This is a genomic window from Tateyamaria rhodophyticola (genome assembly GCF_047777875.1).
Taxonomy (GTDB): Bacteria; Pseudomonadota; Alphaproteobacteria; order Rhodobacterales; family Rhodobacteraceae; genus Tateyamaria.
Window position 1 is genome coordinate 1,350,006 of record NZ_CP180519.1, and the last position, 18,128, is coordinate 1,368,133.

The following is an 18,128-nucleotide window of genomic DNA, read 5'->3' on the forward strand; positions in this document are numbered from 1 at the left end:
TGTCCTTGGGGTGTGGCGGCGTGACCCTACCACCCCGGCAGGTGGTTGCAATCATAGGGCGGGTGTTTCTAGGGTCTGACCAAAGGAGATCCGCCATGACCCAGCCCTTCCGTTCTTCCGTGATGCGTGTGCGCCCCGAATGGATCGACTACAACGGGCACCTCAATATGGCCTACTACAGTGTCCTGTTTGACGAAGGTGCGGATCAGGTGTTCGAACAGCTCGGCTTTGGCCCGGACTACCGGACGCAGAGCGGGCACACCACATATTCGGCGGAATTCCATATCTCCTATCTGCGCGAACTGCACCTTGATGCGCCCGTCACCGTGACGTTTCAGATGATCGACTGTGACGAAAAGCGGTTCCACTCCTATCAGGAGCTCTGGCATGCGGAGGGGTGGCTCGCTGCGACGGCAGAAACGATGACATTGCATGTGGATCAATCCGGCCCACGTGTCGCTCCCATGCCACCGGACATTTTTCAACGTGTCGACGCGATGCGGGATGCGCATAATGCGTTGCCGCGCCCTGCGCGGGTGGGGGCGAGCATCGGGATAAAACGGTCGCGCTGACGCGTCTTTGCATCCGTTCATGCCCACGCTATACGACGCGCTGATGCGAAGGGGACCGTGCGATGGCAGGTTGGGAATACAAGGTTGTGCCCGCGCCCACCAAGGGGCGCAAAGGCAAGGGTGTCAAAGGGGCCGAAGGACGGTTCGCCTTTGCCCTGCAAAGCCTCATGAACGATATGGCCGGCGAAGGCTGGGAGTTTCAGCGCGCCGAAACACTGCCATCAATCGAACGCGCCGGCCTGACCGGAAGCACGACGGAATGGCGCAATATGTTGGTCTTTCGCCGAGCCGTGACCGCCCCGCTGGATGACTTTGAGCCGGAATTGCTGCCCGCGCCCGATGCCGTGCCCCTCGCCGCCGTGCCAGCCGCCGCGGCGGTCGCCGACGCATCGGACACCGAAGACACGGACAACGAGGCCAGCGACGCAGATGCCGCGTTTGAACCGGGCGAAGGGGCGACGCAGATGCTGTCCGACAACGGGGTTGAGGAAACATCCGATGTTGCAGGCATGACCGCATCGCTGAAAAAGCTGGCCTCAAGCCGCAAGGAACCGGACACGGACAAAACGTCCTAATCCTCGCGGAAGGCCCGGTTGAAGTAGTCCATCACTGGTTTGATCAAATAGGTCAACGGCGACCGGTCCGCCGTGCGAATGAACGCCTCCACCGGCATGCCGGGGATCAGCACCTGATCCTCGGCGAGCTTGTCCTGCTCACCGGGGTTTAAAACGATCTCAGCACGGTAATAGCTTTGACCCACCGCTTCGTCTTCAAAGGCATCGGCGGACACCAATGCAACCTCGCCCACCAACTCCGGCGTTGTGCGTTGATCCAGAGCCGAGAACCGCAGGTTCACCGCCTGGCCCGCCACAATCTGGTCGATGTGGATTGGATCAACGCGCGCGGCAATGACAAGCGGACGGTCTTGCGGGATCAGGAATAACACCGGATCCGCAGGCCGGATGACAGAGCGCGGCGTTTGCACCCGCATATTGTAAACGATGCCGGAAACGGGCGCACGGAGCTCCATCCTTTCGATACTCGCGATCAGGCTCTGCCGCTGTTCCAGCATTTCCAACTCCCGGCTGCGCAGATCGCGCAACCGCGTAATCGCCTGCTCCCGCCGGTCTGTGCCAAGGCGCAGCACCTCGATCTCAATCTCCGTGATCCGCTGTTCCGCCTGTGCCTTGTTCGCGGCCAGCTCGCCCAATTGCCCATCCAGTGACGCGACCTGCCGTTGCAGGGCCAGCACGCCAGAGGCTTGCGTCAAACCGCGATCCAGCAGGCTTTGCTGCGCTTCCAGCTCCTGTTCGATCAGCTCAAGCTGGCGGGCAAGCGATGCTTCCTGCGCTGCGATCCCGAGGATCTGATTGCGGGTTTGATCCGCACGTTTTTCAAGCTGTTCTTCCGTGCGGGCGGCGGATTCAAGCCGTGCTCTGAAAAGGTTGACCTGTCCTTCGATCAACTCGGCAACTTCGTCCTGCTCCGCGCCAACCGTCAGCAATTCCTCATCAAATGCCAGCGTGTCGCGTTCGTCCCGCTCCGCCTCCAGACGGCCGCGCCGGGCCATCAATTCGTAAAGCTGGCTTTCGATGATGGAGAGCCTGCTGCGCAATTGTGCCACGTCCAGTTGCAACAGCAGGTCGCCCGCGGCAACGGTATCGCCTTCCTGCACGGCGATCTCGGCCACCACCCCGCCTTCGGGGTGCTGTACGATCTGCCGGTTCTGGTCGACCTCGATCCGGCCCGATGCAATGATGGCGCCCGCAATCTGTGTTTGCGTCGACCAGACGCCAAAGCCGCCCACCAACACCGCCAGCGCCAGAACACCGATCACAACCGGCGCGCGCGCCGACCATTTCGACGCACCGCTCATGTGACACCTCCTGCGCCCGCTGGTGCACGTGCGATGTCCTGATGGTTCTTCACCGTCGCGCGCAACACGTCGTCGCGGGGGCCAAAGGCGGCGCGCGCACCGTTCTCGATCACGAGAAGCAGGTCACATTCCTGAATGGCGGCGGGTCTGTGCGCCATGATGATCACGCTGCGCCCTTCGGCCTTCAGCTGGCGGATCGCCTGATTGAGCGCTTGCGTGCCGGTGTTGTCCAAATTGGAATTGGGTTCGTCCAGCACCAGAATGACCGGATCATCGTAGAGCGCGCGGGCAAGGCCGATCCGCTGGATCTGGCCACCGGACAGGCGCTGCTGTCCCGCGCTGATCTGCGTGTCATAGCCGTTGGGCAGTTCAAGGATCATTTCATGCGCTGCGGCTTTTTTGGCCGCTGCCACGACTTTTTCCGCGTCGGGCGCGGTGGACAGCCGTGCAATATTCTCCGCGATGCTGCCGTCGAACAATTGCACCCGTTGTGGCAGATACCCGATATGTTGGCCCAGAACATGCGGCTCATACTGGTCAAGTGCCGCGGAATCGAGCCGGATTGAGCCGCCAGCGGGCCGCCAAACGCCGGTGATACAGCGCGCGAGCGTGGATTTGCCTGCACCCGAGGGGCCGATCACGCCCATCGCCTGCCCCGGTGGCAGATCAAAATCCAACCCCCGCAACGCAGCCGTCTTTTCCCCGGGCGGCACCACAGTCAAAGCCTTGGCCACCAGCTTTGCCTTTGGTTTCGGCAGTGCGGTCCGCTCCTGTTCCTCCGGCACGGAGCCCAACAGCTCGGTCAGCGCACGCCATCCCTTGACCCCACGCTGCGCCACCGGCCATTGCGTCAGCATCAACTCAATCGGCGCCAGCGCCCGTCCAAGCAAGATCGACCCGGCAATCATCGCCCCCGGTGTCATCTGGTTTTGCAACACGAGATACGCGCCCAGACCCAGCATGGCGCTTTGCAAAAACAGGCGGAGCGTTTTGGTCAGCGCAGTAAACCCACCGCCGACATCCGTGGCCCGGATTTGTTCTTCGAGCGCCATGCCGCGTGCCTTTTGCCAGCGGTCAAACGCGGCACTGCGCATGCCCATGGCCTGCACCATCTCGGCTTCGGTCTGCAACTGATCCGACATGGTACTGGCCACCTGACCTGCATGCGCGGAGCGCAGCTGTGGCGTACGCGACAGAGCCTGGTTCGCGATGGCGATCAGGATCAAGAGCGCACCACCACCCACAGCCAACCAACCCAGCATCGGATGAAAGAGGAAAATGCCCGCCACAAATATCGGCGTCCACGGCAAATCGAAGAATGCCATGAGCACCGGAGAAGTCATGAATCGCTGAACCGCCTCGAGGTCGGACAGACCGGTCCGCGATTGCATATCCGGTGCCACAGCCGATTTGCGCACCACCGCATCAAAGACACGACGATCCAGATGCGCCTGAAATCTGGCACCGACCCGTGCCATGATCCGACCCCGGGTATAGTCGAGCACACCCATCACGCCATAAAGGAACACAACCAAAAGCGACAACGCCAACAACGTTTCCACGCTGCGGCTGCCAAGAACCCGGTCGTACACTTGCAGCATATAGAGCGGCCCGGTGAGCATCAGAAGGTTGGCAAACAGGCTGAAAAGCCCGACCATCCAATAAAGCCCACGGCTTTGTCGTCGCGCACTGCGCAGCTCCGCCTGACCCAGTTTCAGCATTCTATCCTGCATCGGCACCTTTTTGCCCGCGTTCTGCCCGGCCTTGTCGTCGCGCCAGCTTTGGCGCATTTTCCCTGTCACGCAAGTGCCACAGACGCATCAATTACCGTGTCCACCCTATGGGCATTTGCCACGAAGGTATTAAGTGAGTGCTTACGCGTGTTGTTCGGAGATTTCCATTGGCGCATTTAAAGCCAGCAGGTCGGATCCTGCTTTTGTTATTGATGCTGACGGGACTGGCCGCCTGCGGTGGTGGTGCGCCTGCGGTGCCAACCGAAGATGGCGTGTTCGATCCGTATGAAAATCAGAACCGCAAAGTGCATGCGTTCAACCGTGGTCTCGACCGCGCTTTGGTCCGTCCAGCGGCCATCGGGTACTCCACAATCCTGCCTGACGAGATCGAGGACAGCATCGGCCACTTTGCCAGCAACCTCGGCGAGCCGTCGGTTATGGTCAACAGCCTGCTGCAGGGGGACCTGCGCGGCGCAGGTCTGTCTACGGTACGCTTCCTGACCAACTCCACGCTGGGTATCTTCGGGCTGGCTGATGTGGCAGCCGAATTCAACCTGCCGGAGCATGACACCGATTTTGGCGAGACGCTTCACGTCTGGGGCGCCCGCGAGGGGCCGTATCTCGAACTGCCCGTGCTTGGACCGTCAACGGTTCGTGACACCACCGGCATGGTGGTGGATTTGTTCACCAACCCGCTGAGCTATGTGATCGACGAACCTGAACGCTACTATGGCACCGCCGCCGGCGTCGCATCGGGTCTCAGCACGCGGGGACGTTTCACGGAAACGGTGGACAGCATCCTTTACGAAAGCGCCGACAGCTATGCACAGGCGCGTTTGATCTACTTGCAAAACCGTCGCTTCGAGCTGGGCGATACAGACACCAGCAGTGAAATTGATCCGTTTGCCTTGGACACGGAGGGGTTCTGATGTTTCTTGATCGTCGTTTCTTTCTTGCAGGGGCCGCATCCGCGCTGACCCTTCCTGCAATGCCAGCCTTCGCGCTCAGCGGTGCTCAGGCCGGAAGCCTTGTCGAAAGCCTCGTGGGCGATATCAACACCGTGATCGCCTCGGGCAAATCCGAAAGCGCGATGATTCGCGACTTTGAACGGATCTTCGCCCGCTACAGCGACACGTCCTATATCTCTGCCTATGCGATGGGCGTGGACGGCCGTCGCGCATCAAATGGCCAGAAGCGGTCCTTTTCGAAGGCGTTCCAGGGTTATGTCGCGCGCAAATACGGCAAACGGTTCCGCGAATTCATCGGCGGCCGCCTTGAGGTCAACGAGGTCAAACAGGTCAAGAACTGGTTTGAAGTCTCCACCACGGCCTTCTTGCGGGGCGAGGCTCCGTTCAACGTGACCTTCCATGTGTCGGACCGCTCCGGCAAGCCGCTCTTCTTCAACATGTTCATCGAGGGCATCAACCTGCTTTTGACCGAACGGACCGAAGTGGGCGCGCTGCTGGACCGCAATGGCGGCGACATCGACGCGATGATTTCGGCGCTGGACCGCGCAGGCTAAAGCCGAAAGCCGAAATACAAAAATCTGCATCACGCAACCCTGCCTGAAATCAGAGATTTCAACGGGTTACGCGATACATGATGTTGCAGGACGCTTATTTTTCGCTCTAGAGCGGATTACCGGTCACTTCCGGAGACATTATCATTCGGGCGGCCCGGCTGCCCGAGGTTGCCCAGAATGTCCCGCACCAGAAATTCGATGATACCTTCTGTGGACCGCGGCACGTCGTTGTTGCGCGGAGCCGTGGGCTGTTGCGGTGCAGGGGCCTGCAACTGGGCTGGGGCACGACCGGGCAATGGGCGTACCGGCACACCTTCATGCACCCGCACCATCGTTTCGCGCCAGATTTCAGCGGGCAGCCCGCCACCGGTGACGCCGGTCAACGGCGTATTGTCATCGTAGCCCATCCAGACACCGGCGACATAATCCGCGGTGAACCCGATGAACCATGCATCGCGGGCCGCCTGTGTCGTGCCGGTCTTGCCCGCGGCGGGACGTCCGGGCAGCTTGGCCCGCACGCCGGTGCCTTGCGCCACAACCTGTTCCATCATCCACACCAGTTGCGCCGCGGCATCCTCCTGAATGACGCGCTCGCCAATCCCGCCGCCAGTGCCCATCAATGGCGCATCGTCACCCTTGAGCTTCAGATCCACCAGACCGTAGGGCGTCACGGACGACCCCCCGTTGAGAATACCCGCATAAGCCCCGGTCATCTCCAGCAAGTTGCTTTCCGAAGCGCCAAGTGCCAGTGCCGGACCCGCCGCCAGATCGCTTTCGATGCCAAACTGGCTCGCCACCGTGCGCACAAGTTCGCGGCCAACGCTTTCCGAGACTTTGACCGCGGGGATATTGAGGCTTTGTTCCAGCGCGCGGGTCAAAGTCACGCGGCCTTCGTATTTGTTCGTGTAGTTCTTGGGCGACCAAGGGCCGGACCCAGGGATGTTGATCGTCAACGGCTCGTCCATCACCGTGTCCATCGGTGAATAGCCAAGGTCGAGCGCCGCGGCATAAACGAAGGGCTTGAACGCAGATCCTGTCTGACGCTCGGCCTGAATGGCGCGGTTGAACACACCAGCAACACGCGTTTCGCGCCCGCCGACCATCGCCCGCACCGCGCCATCCGCGCTCATCACGACAATTGCAGCCTGCGCCTTGGACCCTTCACGGACCTTAGTTTCAAACACCTGGCTCAGAGCGTCTTCGGCAGCCTTCTGGATCCGCTGATCCAGCGTGGTCGAGATGATGACGTCTTCGGTCGTGTTGCGGGTAAAGAATTCCGGGCCGGATGCCATCACCCAATCGGCGAAGTATCCACCCGCCTTGCGGCGTGCGGCGGACGACAGTGTTGCCGGGTTCTGTTGCCACTGGGCCACCTCTGCCTGCGATAGATACCCCTGTTCGCCCATCAAACGCAGAACGGTTGCCGCCCGGTCCTGAGAGCGTTGCAGGTTTGATGTCGGCGCCAAAGAGGACGGCGCGGTCAGAAGACCCGCGATCATCGCGCCTTCGGCGGGGTTCACGGTTGCGGCGGGTTTGCCAAAATAGCGCTGCGTCGCGGCCTCCGCCCCATAGGCACCGCCGCCCATATAGGCGCGGTTCAGGTAAATCGAGAGGATCTCGTCCTTGGAATACTTGGCCTCCATCGCCAGCGCATAAACCGCCTCCTTGGCCTTGCGCTGAAGCGATCCGCGGCGGCAATCACGTACATACTCTGCCTCGCTCTCCCAGGCGGTGGGGTCGTATTCCACGCCAAGGCACAAAAGCTTTGCCGTCTGTTGCGTGATGGTCGAGCCACCGTGGCCCGACAGCGGCCCGCGTCCTTCGCTCAGGTTGATGCGCACGGCACTTGCCACACCGCGCGGGCTGATCCCGAAATGGCGGTAGAACCTTTTGTCCTCGGTCGCGACAACGGCGTTCTTGAGGGCCGGTGACACGCTGCTGGCCGTGACGGCACCGCCAAATTGATCCCCGCGCCAGGCAAAGATCGCGCCATCCCGGTCCACCATCGTCACAGAGCCGCGCGCGCGGCCATCAAGCAACGCGGTCACATCCGGCAGCGTGGAATAGACATATCCAACCGCCAGCCCAAGCACCACCAGCGCGGCAATCGTCACGCGGGAGGTCACCACCCAGATCAGGCGCATCACCCAACGGAACAGGCGCACAAAGATATTGCTGCTGCGCTTGGGCGCGGGTTTCCGCTTGCGTTTTTTGGGCGCAGCCTTGGGTTTGGCGCGCGCGCCTGTCGTCTTGGGATACCGGCGATCCGCCACCAGAGGGCGTTTGCCTTTTTTCGAACCACTCATGAACAGCCCCTGCCCGGCCTTGTTGTTGCCTTCATCATATAGGGTTTGAAATCATTTGCCACGCGCCTGTCGGACACATTACTCGATTCAACGTTGCATAAAATATATGCAAAAGTACACGATTGCGCATTTTTTGTGCACATCCGCCCCCTTCACCACCTCAAATCCCGGCCCGCTCCTTTGCCCTGCGCTCTGGATGCTCTCTTTTCCGGGCATGACGCAGGGCCGCCTGCCAAAACGAAGGGGACGCAAGTGAAACTCATCATTGCAACAATCAAGCCGTTCAAGCTGGAAGAGGTCCGCGAAGCGCTGACCGAAGCCGGTGTGCGCGGCATGATGGTCACTGAAATCAAGGGCTTCGGATCACAATCCGGCCATACCGAAATTTACCGCGGGGCAGAATACGCAGTGAATTTCGTGCCCAAGGTCAAGATCGAGATCGTGGTCGCGGCCTCTATGGCCGACCAGATCGTCGAAACCATCACCAAGACCGCTCAGACGGGCAAGATCGGCGACGGCAAGATCTTTGTCCTCGACGTGCAACAGGCCGTGCGTGTGCGCACCGGCGAAACCAACGAAGACGCGCTGTAAAAGCGGCGGCTGAGATAGGGAAACACGAGAAATGAACCTGAAACGAATTCTTCCAACAGCCGCCGTTCTCGCGGCTCTGCCAATGGCAGCCATGGCCCAGGATGCGGCCCCCGGTTTCGATGAAATCGGCCCCTACATCATGACAACCCTCCTGTTCTGCATCGCGGGCTTCCTTGTTTTCTTCATGGCTGCGGGTTTTGCCATGCTCGAAGGCGGTCTGGTGCGGTCCAAGAACGTGACCATGCAGATGACCAAGAACATCGCGCTCTATTCGATTGCGGCGATCATGTACTGGTTTGTCGGCTTCAACACGATGTACCCCGGCGATTTCAACGGCTTCTTTGCCATCGGCGGACCAACCGTTTTGGACCCGGTTGGGGTCGCGGCAGCAGACGCAGCACTTGACTACGCATCTGTCGGGTCGGACTTCTTCTTCCAGCTCGTCTTTGTGGCCGCGACCGCGTCGATCGTGTCGGGCGCACTGGCTGAGCGGATCAAGCTGTGGCCGTTTTTGATCTTTGTGGTCGTCCTGACGGGCATCATGTACCCGATCTCCGGTTCCTGGCAGTGGGGCGGCGGCTGGCTGAGCGAAATGGGCTTCTCCGATTTTGCCGGTTCGACCGTTGTGCACTCCGTGGGTGGCTGGGCCGCTCTGGCAGGTGCCATCGTGCTGGGTCCGCGTTTGGGCAAGTACAAGGACGGACGTGTGAACCCCATGCCCGGCTCGAACCTCGCGCTGGCCACACTGGGCACATTCATCCTGTGGCTGGGTTGGTTCGGCTTTAACGGTGGCTCGCAGCTGGCGATGGGCACTGTTGGTGACGTGAGCGACGTGAGCCGCATCTTTGCCAACACCAACATGGCGGCAGCGGCCGGTGCGGTGACTGCGCTGATCCTGACGCAAATCCTCTACAAAAAGCCGGACCTGACCATGGTGCTGAACGGTGCGCTGGCGGGCCTCGTGTCCATCACGGCGGAACCCCTCGCTCCGTCGCTGTTTGGTGCTCTTTGGATTGGTGCCGTGGGCGGTGTGATCGTGGTCTTTACCGTACCGTTGCTCGACAAGCTCAAGATCGACGACGTGGTTGGCGCCATTCCTGTGCACCTGTTTGCAGGTATCTGGGGCACCATCGCGGTTGTGTTCTACAACTCGGACGCATCGTTGATCACGCAGCTGACCGGTATCGTGGCCTATGGCGTGTTCACCTTCGTTGCATCGCTGGTGGTCTGGTTTGTCCTGAAGGCGGCGATGGGCATCCGTGTCGGCGAAGAAGAAGAGATCAACGGTCTCGACACTTCGGAACTGGGCATGGAAGCCTATCCGGATTTCTCCAAGGGCTGAGCTTCTCCTTCCTCTCGACCCTTATGACAACTGGCCGGGCGTTCGCGCCCGGCTTTTTTTTGTGCGTCATGTTCAAAGCGGCGGCCCCGTTGCGGACGGGTCCTCCGGGGGGCGTTTATTTGGCGAGATGAAGAAGGTGGGGCGGAACCGGCATGTCTCCGGTTCCGGTTTGATTCAGACGCCTGCGGCCACAATCGCCTCGGCGAGGACGGGCACGGAGGCTTCGTTCAGGCCCGCGATGTTCATGCGGCTGTCACCGACCATGTAGATGCCGTGGTCTTCGCGCATTTTGCGGACCAGTTCCGGGGTGGTGCCCAGACGCGAGAACATGCCCCGGTGTTCGGCGAGAAAGCCGAACCGGTTGGAGCCGGAGCGGTGTTCCAGTTCCTTGGCCAGCTGTTCGCGCAGGGACAACATGCCGGTGCGCATGTCCTCCAGCTCCGCCATCCAGTCCGTGCGCAGGCCGTCATCTTCGAGGATCATCGTGACCAGCCGTGCACCGTGATCCGGCGGGAAGGAGTAGTTCTGGCGGTTCAGAAAGGCGAGCGTACCCTGACGCACGGATTTGTCACCGCCCGACGCGACAAGCATCAGGACGCCCGTGCGTTCCCGGTAGATCCCGAAGTTCTTTGAACAGCTGGCCGCAATCAAACACTCTGGCACGGCGGCTGCCACGGCGCGCGTGCCAGCGGCGTCAGCTTCGACACCGTCACCGAAGCCCTGATAGGCGATGTCGATCATCGGCGTGGCGCCGGTTTCAAGCAGGATGGCGATCACTTCCTGCCATTGCGGCATCGTCAGATTGGCCCCGGTCGGGTTGTGACAGCAGCCATGAAGCAGCACGACATCGCCTTTTTTCGCCCCTTTGAGGTCGGCAATGAGCCCGTCGAAATCCACGCCGCGTGTCTCGTCATCGAAATAGCGGTAAGGCACCATTTCGATCCCAAGATAATCGAGGATCGACAGGTGGTTCGGCCATGTCGGGTTCGACACGAAAACCCGTGCACCCGGGTTGCTCATCCTGATCAGCTCAAACGCCTGACGCACGGCGCCGGTGCCGCCGGGTGTTGCAACAGAAGACACATCAGCCCGCGCCACGGCATCTCCGAGGACCAACCGCACCATGGCGTCGTTGAACGCGGGATCGCCGGCGAGGCCAACATAGGATTTGCTGTCCTGTTCCTGCCAGAGCCGCTCTTCCGCGGCTTTGATGGCGCGCATCACGGGTGTCACCCCGGCCGCGTTCTTGTAAACGCCAACGCCGAGATCGACTTTGCCCGCGCGCGTATCGTCGCGGTACATCTGCATCAGGGTCAGGATCGCGTCCGGTTTTTGAGCAGTGAGCGTTTCGAACATCAGGCGTCTCCAGTTGCGACAGGAACCATGGGCGACATGCCCCATTCGGCCCAGCTGCCGTCGTAAAGGGACCAGCTGTCATGCCCCAGACGCTCGAGCGCGAGGGCAAGGACGGCGGCGGTGATGCCGGAGCCGCAGCTGGTGATAATGGGGTGTGTGAGGTCAATGCCCGCCGCCTCGAAGATGGCGCGCGTCTCTTCCAGAGATTTCATCGTCTTGTCGGTATTGAGCAGACTGTCGTAGGGCACATTGCGCGATCCGGGGATGTGACCGGCGCGCAGGCCCTCCCGCGGTTCGGGCGCATCGCCGCGGAACCGGGCGGCGGCGCGCGCATCGACGATCTGCGGGCTGTTCAGTTTTGACGCGCGGCTGACTTGGGTTACATCGCGCACAAGGTGGTTTTGGAAGCGCGCGGTCAGGTGGCGATCCTTGATCACGGGCGGCATGTCTTCGGTGGCGCGCCCTTCGGCTTGCCACTTTGGAAATCCGCCATCCAGCACCGCCACATCACGATGTCCCATGAGGCGGAACGTCCACCAGACCCGCGGCGCGCTAAGCATGCCGTGGCCGTCATAGACGACGACCTGATGCCCGTCGCCGACACCCATGGCGCGCATGCGGGACATGAATTTTTCCGGCGGCGGCGCCATATGTGCCATGTCCGAACGGGCGTCGCTAATTTCATCGATGTCGAAGAAACGCGCCCCGGGAATGTGGGCCGCATCGTATTCTGCGCGGGCATCGCGATCAGAGCCGGGAATGTACCACGATGCATCCAGCACCCTAAGGTCGGGGTCCTTGAGATGTTTGGCGAGCCAATCGGTGGAAACGAGGGTCTTGGGATCGTCGGACATGATGAGTCTCTGGCCGTGCGGAAAACGCCCTTGGGTAACGCCGGGCGGCTTCTGGTGCAAGGGGCTCTGCCCCTCGGCCTGCGGCCTCACCCCGTGGTATTTTGAGCCAGAAGAAGGTTATCCCTGTTTCAGGAGGCGCTGTTTCTGACGGTTCCAGTCGCGCTTGGCGCTGGTGTCGCGCTTGTCATGCAGTTTCTTGCCCTTGGCCACGCCCAGTTTCAGCTTTGCCATGCCTTTGTGGTTGAAATAGAGCACGATGGGGACCAGCGTCATGCCTTGGCGTTGCGTCGCGTTCCAGAGCCGCGACAATTCCTTGCGACTGACCAGCAGTTTGCGGCGGCGGCGTTCTTCGTGTCTGAAGCTTTTGGCCTGTTCGTAGGGTGCAATGTAGCTGTTGACGAGCCAAAGCTCGCCATCATCAACGCTGGCATAGCTTTCGGCGATGTTGGCGCCACCGGCGCGCAGGGATTTGACCTCGGACCCTTCGAGCACGATACCGCATTCGAGGTCATCCTCGATCGCATAGTCGAAGCGTGCGCGCCGGTTTTCGGCGGCAACCTTGTAGTTTGGGTCTGATTTACCTTGCGCCATAGCCACGCGATGTAGGGCGTTGCCCGGATGCTCGCAAGGCTTTGTGGGGGTTCACCGAATCTGAACGGTTTGGTTAAAGGGTGGAGGGGCACGGAATGGATGATTTTATGAAACGCGTTTTCTGCGCCCTTGCGGCCCTTGTTTTCCTGGCGGGATGTGTGGAGCCGGTGCCGTCGGACGGGCAGGCACGGATCATGACCATGGGTGACAGTATGCTTGCCTGGAATGCGGCGTCGGGGCGGTCCGTGTCGGACGCGCTCGAGGCGCGCCTGGGGCAGCCCGTGGTGGACCGGTCGGTATCCGGGGCGCGATATTTCTATGCCCTGCCGGTCAGTGGCAGTCTTGGGCTGCGCATAGACCGGCAATTTGTTGCGGGCGATTGGGACTGGATCGTGTTGAACGGCGGTGGCAACGACTTGCTGTTCGGCTGTGGATGCGGGCGGTGCGACAGACAACTGGACCGGTTGATATCGGCGGATGCATCCAGCGGAGCCATCCCCGCGCTGGTTGCCCGTCTTCGGTCCACGGGCGCCAATGTGGCTTATGTCGGTTACTTGCGCACGCCGGGCTTCCGGTCTCCCGTCGAGAACTGCGCAGAGATCGGCGATGCGCTGGAGGCGCGATTGGCGACGCTTGCGGCACTGGATAAAGGGGTTTTTTTCGTGTCCAACCGGACTTTGGTCCCGGAAGGTGACCGCAGTTTCCATGACAGTGATCGGTTGCATCCGTCCGCCAAGGGCAGCGCCGCAATCGCAGCCAGGCTCGCCAAAGTGATCACCGGGGCTGGGGCCCGCTAGAGCAACCTGCAAAAATTGGGCGCCAAATCCTTACAAGTCGCCTATGCTCCGCTGCAACGGAGATGCAGGAGCGAGATAACGGATGGCGGATCCATTTCAGGACGTTGATGCGGCTGGTGCGGCATTCATCAAGACATTCGCGGACGCGATGGATGTGCGGCAGTCTGAGCCCGTTATGGAGCAGATTGTTGCAGATTACCTGTCGATGCTTTCCTTGCGCGATGAGGCAACGGTCATCGAGGTCGGGGCCGGTGCCGGAGCTGTGACGCGCCGGATCGCGGCACATGTTCACCCCGCCGAAGTCATCGGTTATGAGCCATCACGCGGGTTCGTCGCAGAAGCGCGGACGCGCGCCGCAGATACCGGGAACCTCCGTTTCGAGGAAGCGGACGGCACCGCCCTGCCCCGCGCGGACAACAGCGCGGATGCCGCGATCCTGCACACCGTCCTGACCCATGTCACGCATCCCGAAGCACTGATCACGGAAGCGGTGCGGGTGTTGAAACCGGGCGGGTCGTTGATCATCTGCGACGCGGATTTTTCCAAGGCGACATTCAGCAGCTTTGCCAATGATCCGCTTGATGCGTGTGCACGCGCATTTGTGGGCGGCTTTGTCACGGACCCGTTTATCGTCGGGAAACTCCGCCGCATGATTGCCGATGCGGGCCTCACGCTGGACCATTTCGGAGTGGAGAGCCGCGTTGTGACGACCGCGCAATCCATGCTGCCCTGGGTCGAGGTCACGACGAAGGGGATGGTTGACCGCGGCGAAATCGGGCAGGCCCTTGCCGATGCGCTGATCGCGGAACATGACCGGCGTGCAGCCAACGGAACGCTGTATGGGTATCAGGCCTTTGCAACGGCCAAAGCGACCAAGCCCGCCTGATCGCCGCTATTCGCCGAGCTTCTTGTGAACTTCGTCCAGGTCGATCTCTGCAATCGGCATCTTGTTTGACGGGTCTTCGAAATCGTATTTGAAGACCTCGAAATCGCGTTTGTAGATCTCGTAGACAAGGTGCATCGACAGGTCGTCGAAATAATCTTCGACCGGATGCGCACGTTTGGGCCCGTGCCCCTCGCTTTCGTTGAAGCGCGGCACATTTTTGAGATCAACGGTCTGCGGTGTCTCGACCGCCTGCATCACCTCAGCCATGCCCTCGTTGAACTTTTCCGTCCAGATGATCTTGTCATAGCGCCCACCGTTCACAATGAAAGTGGAGACATGCCCCGACATCGCGGACCAGTGAATGTCCGGCTCCATCGGCCGGCGCCAGCGGATGGTGTCGCGCGCAAAAAGCAGGAACCGGCGGAAGGATTTGATCTGGTCGAACTCTTCCTTGCCGTCGTCACCGCCCACTTCGATCCCGTATTTCTGGATCAAGAGCGGAACAAGGTTCCCCCGATACCGACGTCCGTTGCGCTGAATCCCGCAGATCTTGTCAAAGAAGGACGACAGGATGCGCGTGTAGGGGTTGCGCACACAGGTGAACGCATAGGACCCGTGGGTCTTCACATTCTCCGAGATGACCGGCTGGCTTTCGTCAAGCGCCCACTTGTGCATGCCGCCCTTGGCATCGTGAATGTCGCCATCAAAAAATTCGCCATGGTCCGAATAAAACATGATCTGACCGATGGTGGAGCAGGCGCATTTCGGCACCACGCGGTACACGACGCTCTCACTCTCCGTCATCCAAGTGCCTGGAAATCCCATCTCGATCGTCCCTCGTACTCGTTGCCACGTTCAATCGCGGCTTACCTAAACGTCAAAAAAGCAAAGAAATTGTGTTTATTCAATCTCTCCTTAGTCTTATCTACGTAAACAATCGCGCGTAAAGAGGCAGTTCAGTTTCCAGAATGGCAAAAATCGCCTACATCCTGCTGTGTCACAAGGACCCGGAGGCCATCATCAAGCAGGCCGAGCGGTTGACAGCTGCGGGCGACTATATGTCGATCCATTTTGATGCGCGCGCCAATCCCAAGTCGTTTGCGGAAATCCGCGCGGCACTGGACGATAATCCGAATGTCACGTTCGCACACAGGCGGATCAAGTGTGGTTGGGGTGAGTGGAGCCTTGTGCAGGCGACGCTTTATGCGGTGGAATCCGCGGTCGAGGCCTTCCCGCGGGCCACGCATTTCTACATGCTGTCGGGCGATTGCATGGCGATCAAGTCGGCCGAATACACCCACCGCTTCCTCGATGAAAACGACGTCGATTTCATCGAAAGCTTTGACTACTTCGAAAGCGACTGGATCAAGACGGGCATGAAGGAAGAGCGGTTGATCTACCGCCACTTCTTCAACGAGCGCAAACACAAGCGGTTGTTTTACGCCAGTTTTCACACGCAACGTCGGTTCGGCCTGACGCGCGACGTGCCACATGACATTCAGGTCATGATCGGCAGCCAATGGTGGTGCCTGCGGCGCCGCACGGTCGAATGGGTCCTGGATTTTACCCGTCAACGCCGCGATGTGATGCGGTTTTTCCGCACCACGTGGATCCCGGACGAGACGTTTTTTCAAACCATCGTGCGCCACCTGGTGCCCGAGGAGGAGATCCGCACGCGCACGCTGACCTTCCTGATGTTCACCGACTACGGCATGCCGGTGACGTTCTATGACGATCACTATGATCTGCTGCTGAGCCAGGATTTCCTCTTTGCCCGCAAGATCAGCCCGGAGGCGAATGACCTGAAACGCCGGTTGGGCCTGCTTTACGCTGCAGAGAACGTACCGTTCCAGATTTCGAACGAGGGGCGCAGCCTGTTCAAGTTCCTGACCGGGCGCGGGCGTATCGGCAGACGTTTTGCCACGCGGTTCTGGGAGACGGAAAGCACGCTGGGCCGCAATCGCGAATTGATGATCATCATCTGCAAGAAATGGCACGTGGCCAAACGCCTGCTCGAGCGCATCCGGGTGATGACGAACGTGCCGACGATTGAATATCTCTTCAATGAAGAGCATACGCCGCTGCCTGATCTGGGTGGCATTCAGACCACGTTGGGCAAGAGGACGCGCCACCGCCGGGCGCTGATGCGGATGCTCTTTGATTACTACGAAACGGATCGTCTGATCGTCTGCATGGATCCGGGCGAATTGGACCTGTTGCAGGATTTTGCCGGGGACCGGTCCGTGACCCGGATGCTGGAAATCCAGTGCGGTTTTTCCGACAATTACCTGATCGGGCACGCGATGCGGGTTGGACTTGCCGGCGAACAGACCGCACCCGAAACGCTGGAGCGTCTGCTGCCCACGATCCGCAACGACATGACCTTCGAAAGCGACCGCATTCGAGACGCGGAATTCGAGCATCTGGAACAGATGCGCGAGGATGCCGATATCAACGAAAATGCCAAGGCGCTGTCGCGGTTCCTCGCCGTGCCCGAGGACAAGGCGCGCGAAATCGCGTCCGTAGACTACTTGTTTGCCGACTAGGACAATCCGCTCGTACCCGCGCGTGTGACGCGCTATGGACGCGTGCATGTCTGACAGCGCTTGCATCTTTGCGATCACCTTGCCCGGTCTGGAAACGACCCTCGCGGCCGAAGCACGCGCGGCGGGCTTTGAGCTGGGGGCCGTGACCCCCGGCGGTGTCGAGATCGCGGGTGGCTGGCCCGAGCTGTGGCGCGCAAACCTTGAGTTGCGCTGTGCCACGCGCATTCTGTGGCGCATGGGGTCGTTCATGGCCTTCCACCTTGCGCAACTCGACAAGCGGGCGCGCAAGTTTGACTGGGCCACCGTTCTGGACCCCGCGCTGCCCGTGCGTGTCGATGTCGCGACCTCCCGCAAGTCAAAGATTTACCACGCGGGTGCTGCCATGGCGCGGATCGCCGGTGGGTTGGAGGCCGCCGGTTTTACGGTTGCCAGCGATGCGCCGATGACGCTGAAGGTGCGCATTGACGACAACCGCGTCACGATCAGCGTCGATACATCGGGCGACCCCCTCCACAAACGCGGCACAAAGCCCGCCGTGGGCAAGGCACCGCTGCGTGAAACCATCGCGGCGGCGTTCCTGCACCAATGCGGTTTTGACGGCACGCAGCCTGTGTTCGATCCGATGTGCGGTTCGGGCACCTTCCTTCTCGAAGCGGCGGAAATGGCCGCGGGATTGCAGGCCGGGCGGGCGCGGTCCTTTGCCTTTGAACAGTTCCGCGGGTTTGAGGCGGACCAGTTTCGCGACATGCGGTCCGACGCGCGCAGAGCCACGCCGCAGGTCCGGTTTGCCGGATCCGACCGGGATGCCGGTGCCGTCCGCATGGCCACCGAAAATGCAGCGCGGGCAGGCACCGACGATCTGATCACCATCGAGGCGCGCAATATGTCGGACGTCACGGCGCCCGATGGCCCCGGCGGGATCGTGATGATCAACCCGCCCTACGGCGCGCGCATCGGTGACAAGCGGTCGCTTTACCCGGTGTACGCTCGCCTCGGCGCGGTTCTCAGGGAACGGTTTACGGGATGGCGCGCCGGCATCGTGACAAGCGAGCCGTCACTGGCCAAAGCCTGTGAGCTGCCCTTTCTGCCCGACGGCCCCACCATCGCGCATGGCGGGTTGCGTGTCCGGCTCTACCGCACGGACACGCTGACCTGA

17 protein-coding genes are annotated in these 18,128 nt (G+C 60.8%); 10 read left to right on the plus strand and 7 right to left on the minus strand.

Going from position 1 to position 18,128, the window contains the following annotated elements; all coding sequences use genetic code 11:
* Nucleotides 1–95: 95 nt before the first annotated feature.
* Nucleotides 96–572: a thioesterase family protein gene (locus tag ACERHN_RS08250; RefSeq protein ID WP_415922154.1), complete on the plus strand. Its 477-nt coding sequence runs from the start codon at nucleotides 96–98 to the stop codon at nucleotides 570–572.
* A gap of 62 nt (nucleotides 573–634) precedes the next feature.
* Entirely contained in the window at nucleotides 635–1,147 is a 513-nt protein-coding gene (locus tag ACERHN_RS08255) for a DUF4177 domain-containing protein (protein WP_415922155.1), read from the plus strand.
* On the opposite strand, the gene ACERHN_RS08260 is transcribed toward ACERHN_RS08255, so the two are convergent.
* Nucleotides 1,144–2,448, minus strand: a complete 1,305-nt coding sequence (locus tag ACERHN_RS08260; protein ID WP_415922156.1) for an HlyD family type I secretion periplasmic adaptor subunit — start codon at nucleotides 2,446–2,448, stop codon at nucleotides 1,144–1,146. The two genes, ACERHN_RS08255 and ACERHN_RS08260, sit on opposite strands and share 4 nt — an antisense overlap.
* Complete coding sequence (locus tag ACERHN_RS08265) at nucleotides 2,445–4,181, minus strand: type I secretion system permease/ATPase (RefSeq protein WP_415922710.1); 1,737 nt, start codon at nucleotides 4,179–4,181, stop codon at nucleotides 2,445–2,447. Before ACERHN_RS08265 ends, ACERHN_RS08260 begins: the two co-directional genes overlap by 4 nt.
* Before the next feature lie 212 nt (nucleotides 4,182–4,393).
* Between ACERHN_RS08265 and ACERHN_RS08270 the strand changes: the two genes are divergently transcribed.
* A complete protein-coding gene (locus ACERHN_RS08270) occupies nucleotides 4,394–5,110 on the plus strand; it encodes a VacJ family lipoprotein (RefSeq protein ID WP_415922157.1) in 717 nt (238 codons plus the stop codon).
* Entirely contained in the window at nucleotides 5,110–5,703 is a 594-nt protein-coding gene (locus tag ACERHN_RS08275; RefSeq protein WP_415922158.1) for an MlaC/ttg2D family ABC transporter substrate-binding protein, read from the plus strand. The genes ACERHN_RS08270 and ACERHN_RS08275 overlap by 1 nt, the downstream gene beginning before the upstream one ends.
* 116 nt (nucleotides 5,704–5,819) lie before the next feature.
* Here ACERHN_RS08275 and ACERHN_RS08280 read toward each other — a convergent pair whose 3' ends face one another.
* On the minus strand, nucleotides 5,820–8,009 hold the full coding sequence (locus ACERHN_RS08280) for a transglycosylase domain-containing protein (RefSeq protein ID WP_415922159.1): 2,190 nt from the start codon (nucleotides 8,007–8,009) through the stop codon (nucleotides 5,820–5,822).
* Between the two features lie 252 nt (nucleotides 8,010–8,261).
* Between ACERHN_RS08280 and ACERHN_RS08285 the strand changes: the two genes are divergently transcribed.
* Entirely contained in the window at nucleotides 8,262–8,600 is a 339-nt protein-coding gene (locus ACERHN_RS08285) for a P-II family nitrogen regulator (RefSeq protein WP_415922160.1), read from the plus strand.
* Nucleotides 8,601–8,631: 31 nt separating this feature from the next.
* On the plus strand, nucleotides 8,632–9,942 hold the full coding sequence (locus ACERHN_RS08290) for an ammonium transporter (RefSeq protein ID WP_415922161.1): 1,311 nt from the start codon (nucleotides 8,632–8,634) through the stop codon (nucleotides 9,940–9,942).
* 174 nt (nucleotides 9,943–10,116) lie between these two features.
* Here ACERHN_RS08290 and ACERHN_RS08295 read toward each other — a convergent pair whose 3' ends face one another.
* The 3 genes from ACERHN_RS08295 to smpB all read right to left on the minus strand — a co-directional run bounded on the left by ACERHN_RS08295 (nucleotide 10,117) and on the right by smpB (nucleotide 12,743).
* Complete coding sequence (locus ACERHN_RS08295) at nucleotides 10,117–11,298, minus strand: aromatic amino acid transaminase (protein WP_415922162.1); 1,182 nt, start codon at nucleotides 11,296–11,298, stop codon at nucleotides 10,117–10,119.
* Nucleotides 11,298–12,152, minus strand: a complete 855-nt coding sequence (gene sseA / locus ACERHN_RS08300; protein ID WP_415922163.1) for a 3-mercaptopyruvate sulfurtransferase — start codon at nucleotides 12,150–12,152, stop codon at nucleotides 11,298–11,300. The genes ACERHN_RS08295 and sseA overlap by 1 nt, the downstream gene beginning before the upstream one ends.
* A gap of 117 nt (nucleotides 12,153–12,269) precedes the next feature.
* Entirely contained in the window at nucleotides 12,270–12,743 is a 474-nt protein-coding gene (gene smpB, locus ACERHN_RS08305; protein ID WP_415922164.1) for an SsrA-binding protein SmpB, read from the minus strand.
* 107 nt (nucleotides 12,744–12,850) lie between these two features.
* Here smpB and ACERHN_RS08310 point away from each other — a divergent pair, with 107 nt between their 5' ends.
* Both ACERHN_RS08310 and ACERHN_RS08315 read left to right on the plus strand, forming a co-directional pair.
* Nucleotides 12,851–13,540 (plus strand): SGNH/GDSL hydrolase family protein, encoded by a 690-nt coding sequence (locus ACERHN_RS08310; protein WP_415922165.1) that lies wholly within the window; start codon nucleotides 12,851–12,853, stop codon nucleotides 13,538–13,540.
* 82 nt (nucleotides 13,541–13,622) lie between these two features.
* A complete protein-coding gene (locus tag ACERHN_RS08315; RefSeq protein ID WP_415922166.1) occupies nucleotides 13,623–14,426 on the plus strand; it encodes a methyltransferase domain-containing protein in 804 nt (267 codons plus the stop codon).
* A gap of 6 nt (nucleotides 14,427–14,432) precedes the next feature.
* Here the strand turns inward: ACERHN_RS08315 and ACERHN_RS08320 are convergent, their stop codons facing one another.
* Nucleotides 14,433–15,251 carry a sulfotransferase family protein gene (locus tag ACERHN_RS08320; protein WP_415922167.1) on the minus strand — a complete coding sequence of 273 codons (819 nt, stop codon included), beginning with the start codon at nucleotides 15,249–15,251 and terminating at the stop codon, nucleotides 14,433–14,435.
* Between the two features lie 143 nt (nucleotides 15,252–15,394).
* On the opposite strand from ACERHN_RS08320, the gene ACERHN_RS08325 reads away from it, so the two are divergent.
* Both ACERHN_RS08325 and ACERHN_RS08330 read left to right on the plus strand, forming a co-directional pair.
* Nucleotides 15,395–16,972, plus strand: coding sequence for a DUF5928 domain-containing protein (locus ACERHN_RS08325; protein ID WP_415922168.1), 1,578 nt, complete (start codon nucleotides 15,395–15,397; stop codon nucleotides 16,970–16,972).
* 46 nt (nucleotides 16,973–17,018) lie between these two features.
* The gene (locus tag ACERHN_RS08330; RefSeq protein WP_415922169.1) at nucleotides 17,019–18,128 is read left to right on the plus strand and encodes a THUMP domain-containing class I SAM-dependent RNA methyltransferase; all 1,110 of its coding nucleotides are present in this window, start codon (nucleotides 17,019–17,021) and stop codon (nucleotides 18,126–18,128) included.

Bases quoted from the DNA above. Each gene is read 5' to 3' on its own strand.
- ACERHN_RS08250 (WP_415922154.1), top strand. From the start codon at position 96: ATGACCCAGCCCTTCCGTTCTTCCGTGATGCGTGTGCGCCCCGAATGG.
- ACERHN_RS08255 (WP_415922155.1), top strand. From the start codon at position 635: ATGGCAGGTTGGGAATACAAGGTTGTGCCCGCGCCCACCAAGGGGCGC.
- ACERHN_RS08260 (WP_415922156.1), bottom strand. From the start codon at position 2,448: ATGAGCGGTGCGTCGAAATGGTCGGCGCGCGCGCCGGTTGTGATCGGT.
- ACERHN_RS08265 (WP_415922710.1), bottom strand. From the start codon at position 4,181: ATGCAGGATAGAATGCTGAAACTGGGTCAGGCGGAGCTGCGCAGTGCG.
- ACERHN_RS08270 (WP_415922157.1), top strand. From the start codon at position 4,394: ATGCTGACGGGACTGGCCGCCTGCGGTGGTGGTGCGCCTGCGGTGCCA.
- ACERHN_RS08275 (WP_415922158.1), top strand. From the start codon at position 5,110: ATGTTTCTTGATCGTCGTTTCTTTCTTGCAGGGGCCGCATCCGCGCTG.
- ACERHN_RS08280 (WP_415922159.1), bottom strand. From the start codon at position 8,009: ATGAGTGGTTCGAAAAAAGGCAAACGCCCTCTGGTGGCGGATCGCCGG.
- ACERHN_RS08290 (WP_415922161.1), top strand. From the start codon at position 8,632: ATGAACCTGAAACGAATTCTTCCAACAGCCGCCGTTCTCGCGGCTCTG.
- ACERHN_RS08295 (WP_415922162.1), bottom strand. From the start codon at position 11,298: ATGTTCGAAACGCTCACTGCTCAAAAACCGGACGCGATCCTGACCCTG.
- sseA (WP_415922163.1), bottom strand. From the start codon at position 12,152: ATGTCCGACGATCCCAAGACCCTCGTTTCCACCGATTGGCTCGCCAAA.
- smpB (WP_415922164.1), bottom strand. From the start codon at position 12,743: ATGGCGCAAGGTAAATCAGACCCAAACTACAAGGTTGCCGCCGAAAAC.
- ACERHN_RS08310 (WP_415922165.1), top strand. From the start codon at position 12,851: ATGAAACGCGTTTTCTGCGCCCTTGCGGCCCTTGTTTTCCTGGCGGGA.
- ACERHN_RS08315 (WP_415922166.1), top strand. From the start codon at position 13,623: ATGGCGGATCCATTTCAGGACGTTGATGCGGCTGGTGCGGCATTCATC.
- ACERHN_RS08320 (WP_415922167.1), bottom strand. From the start codon at position 15,251: ATGGGATTTCCAGGCACTTGGATGACGGAGAGTGAGAGCGTCGTGTAC.
- ACERHN_RS08325 (WP_415922168.1), top strand. From the start codon at position 15,395: ATGGCAAAAATCGCCTACATCCTGCTGTGTCACAAGGACCCGGAGGCC.
- ACERHN_RS08330 (WP_415922169.1), top strand. From the start codon at position 17,019: ATGTCTGACAGCGCTTGCATCTTTGCGATCACCTTGCCCGGTCTGGAA.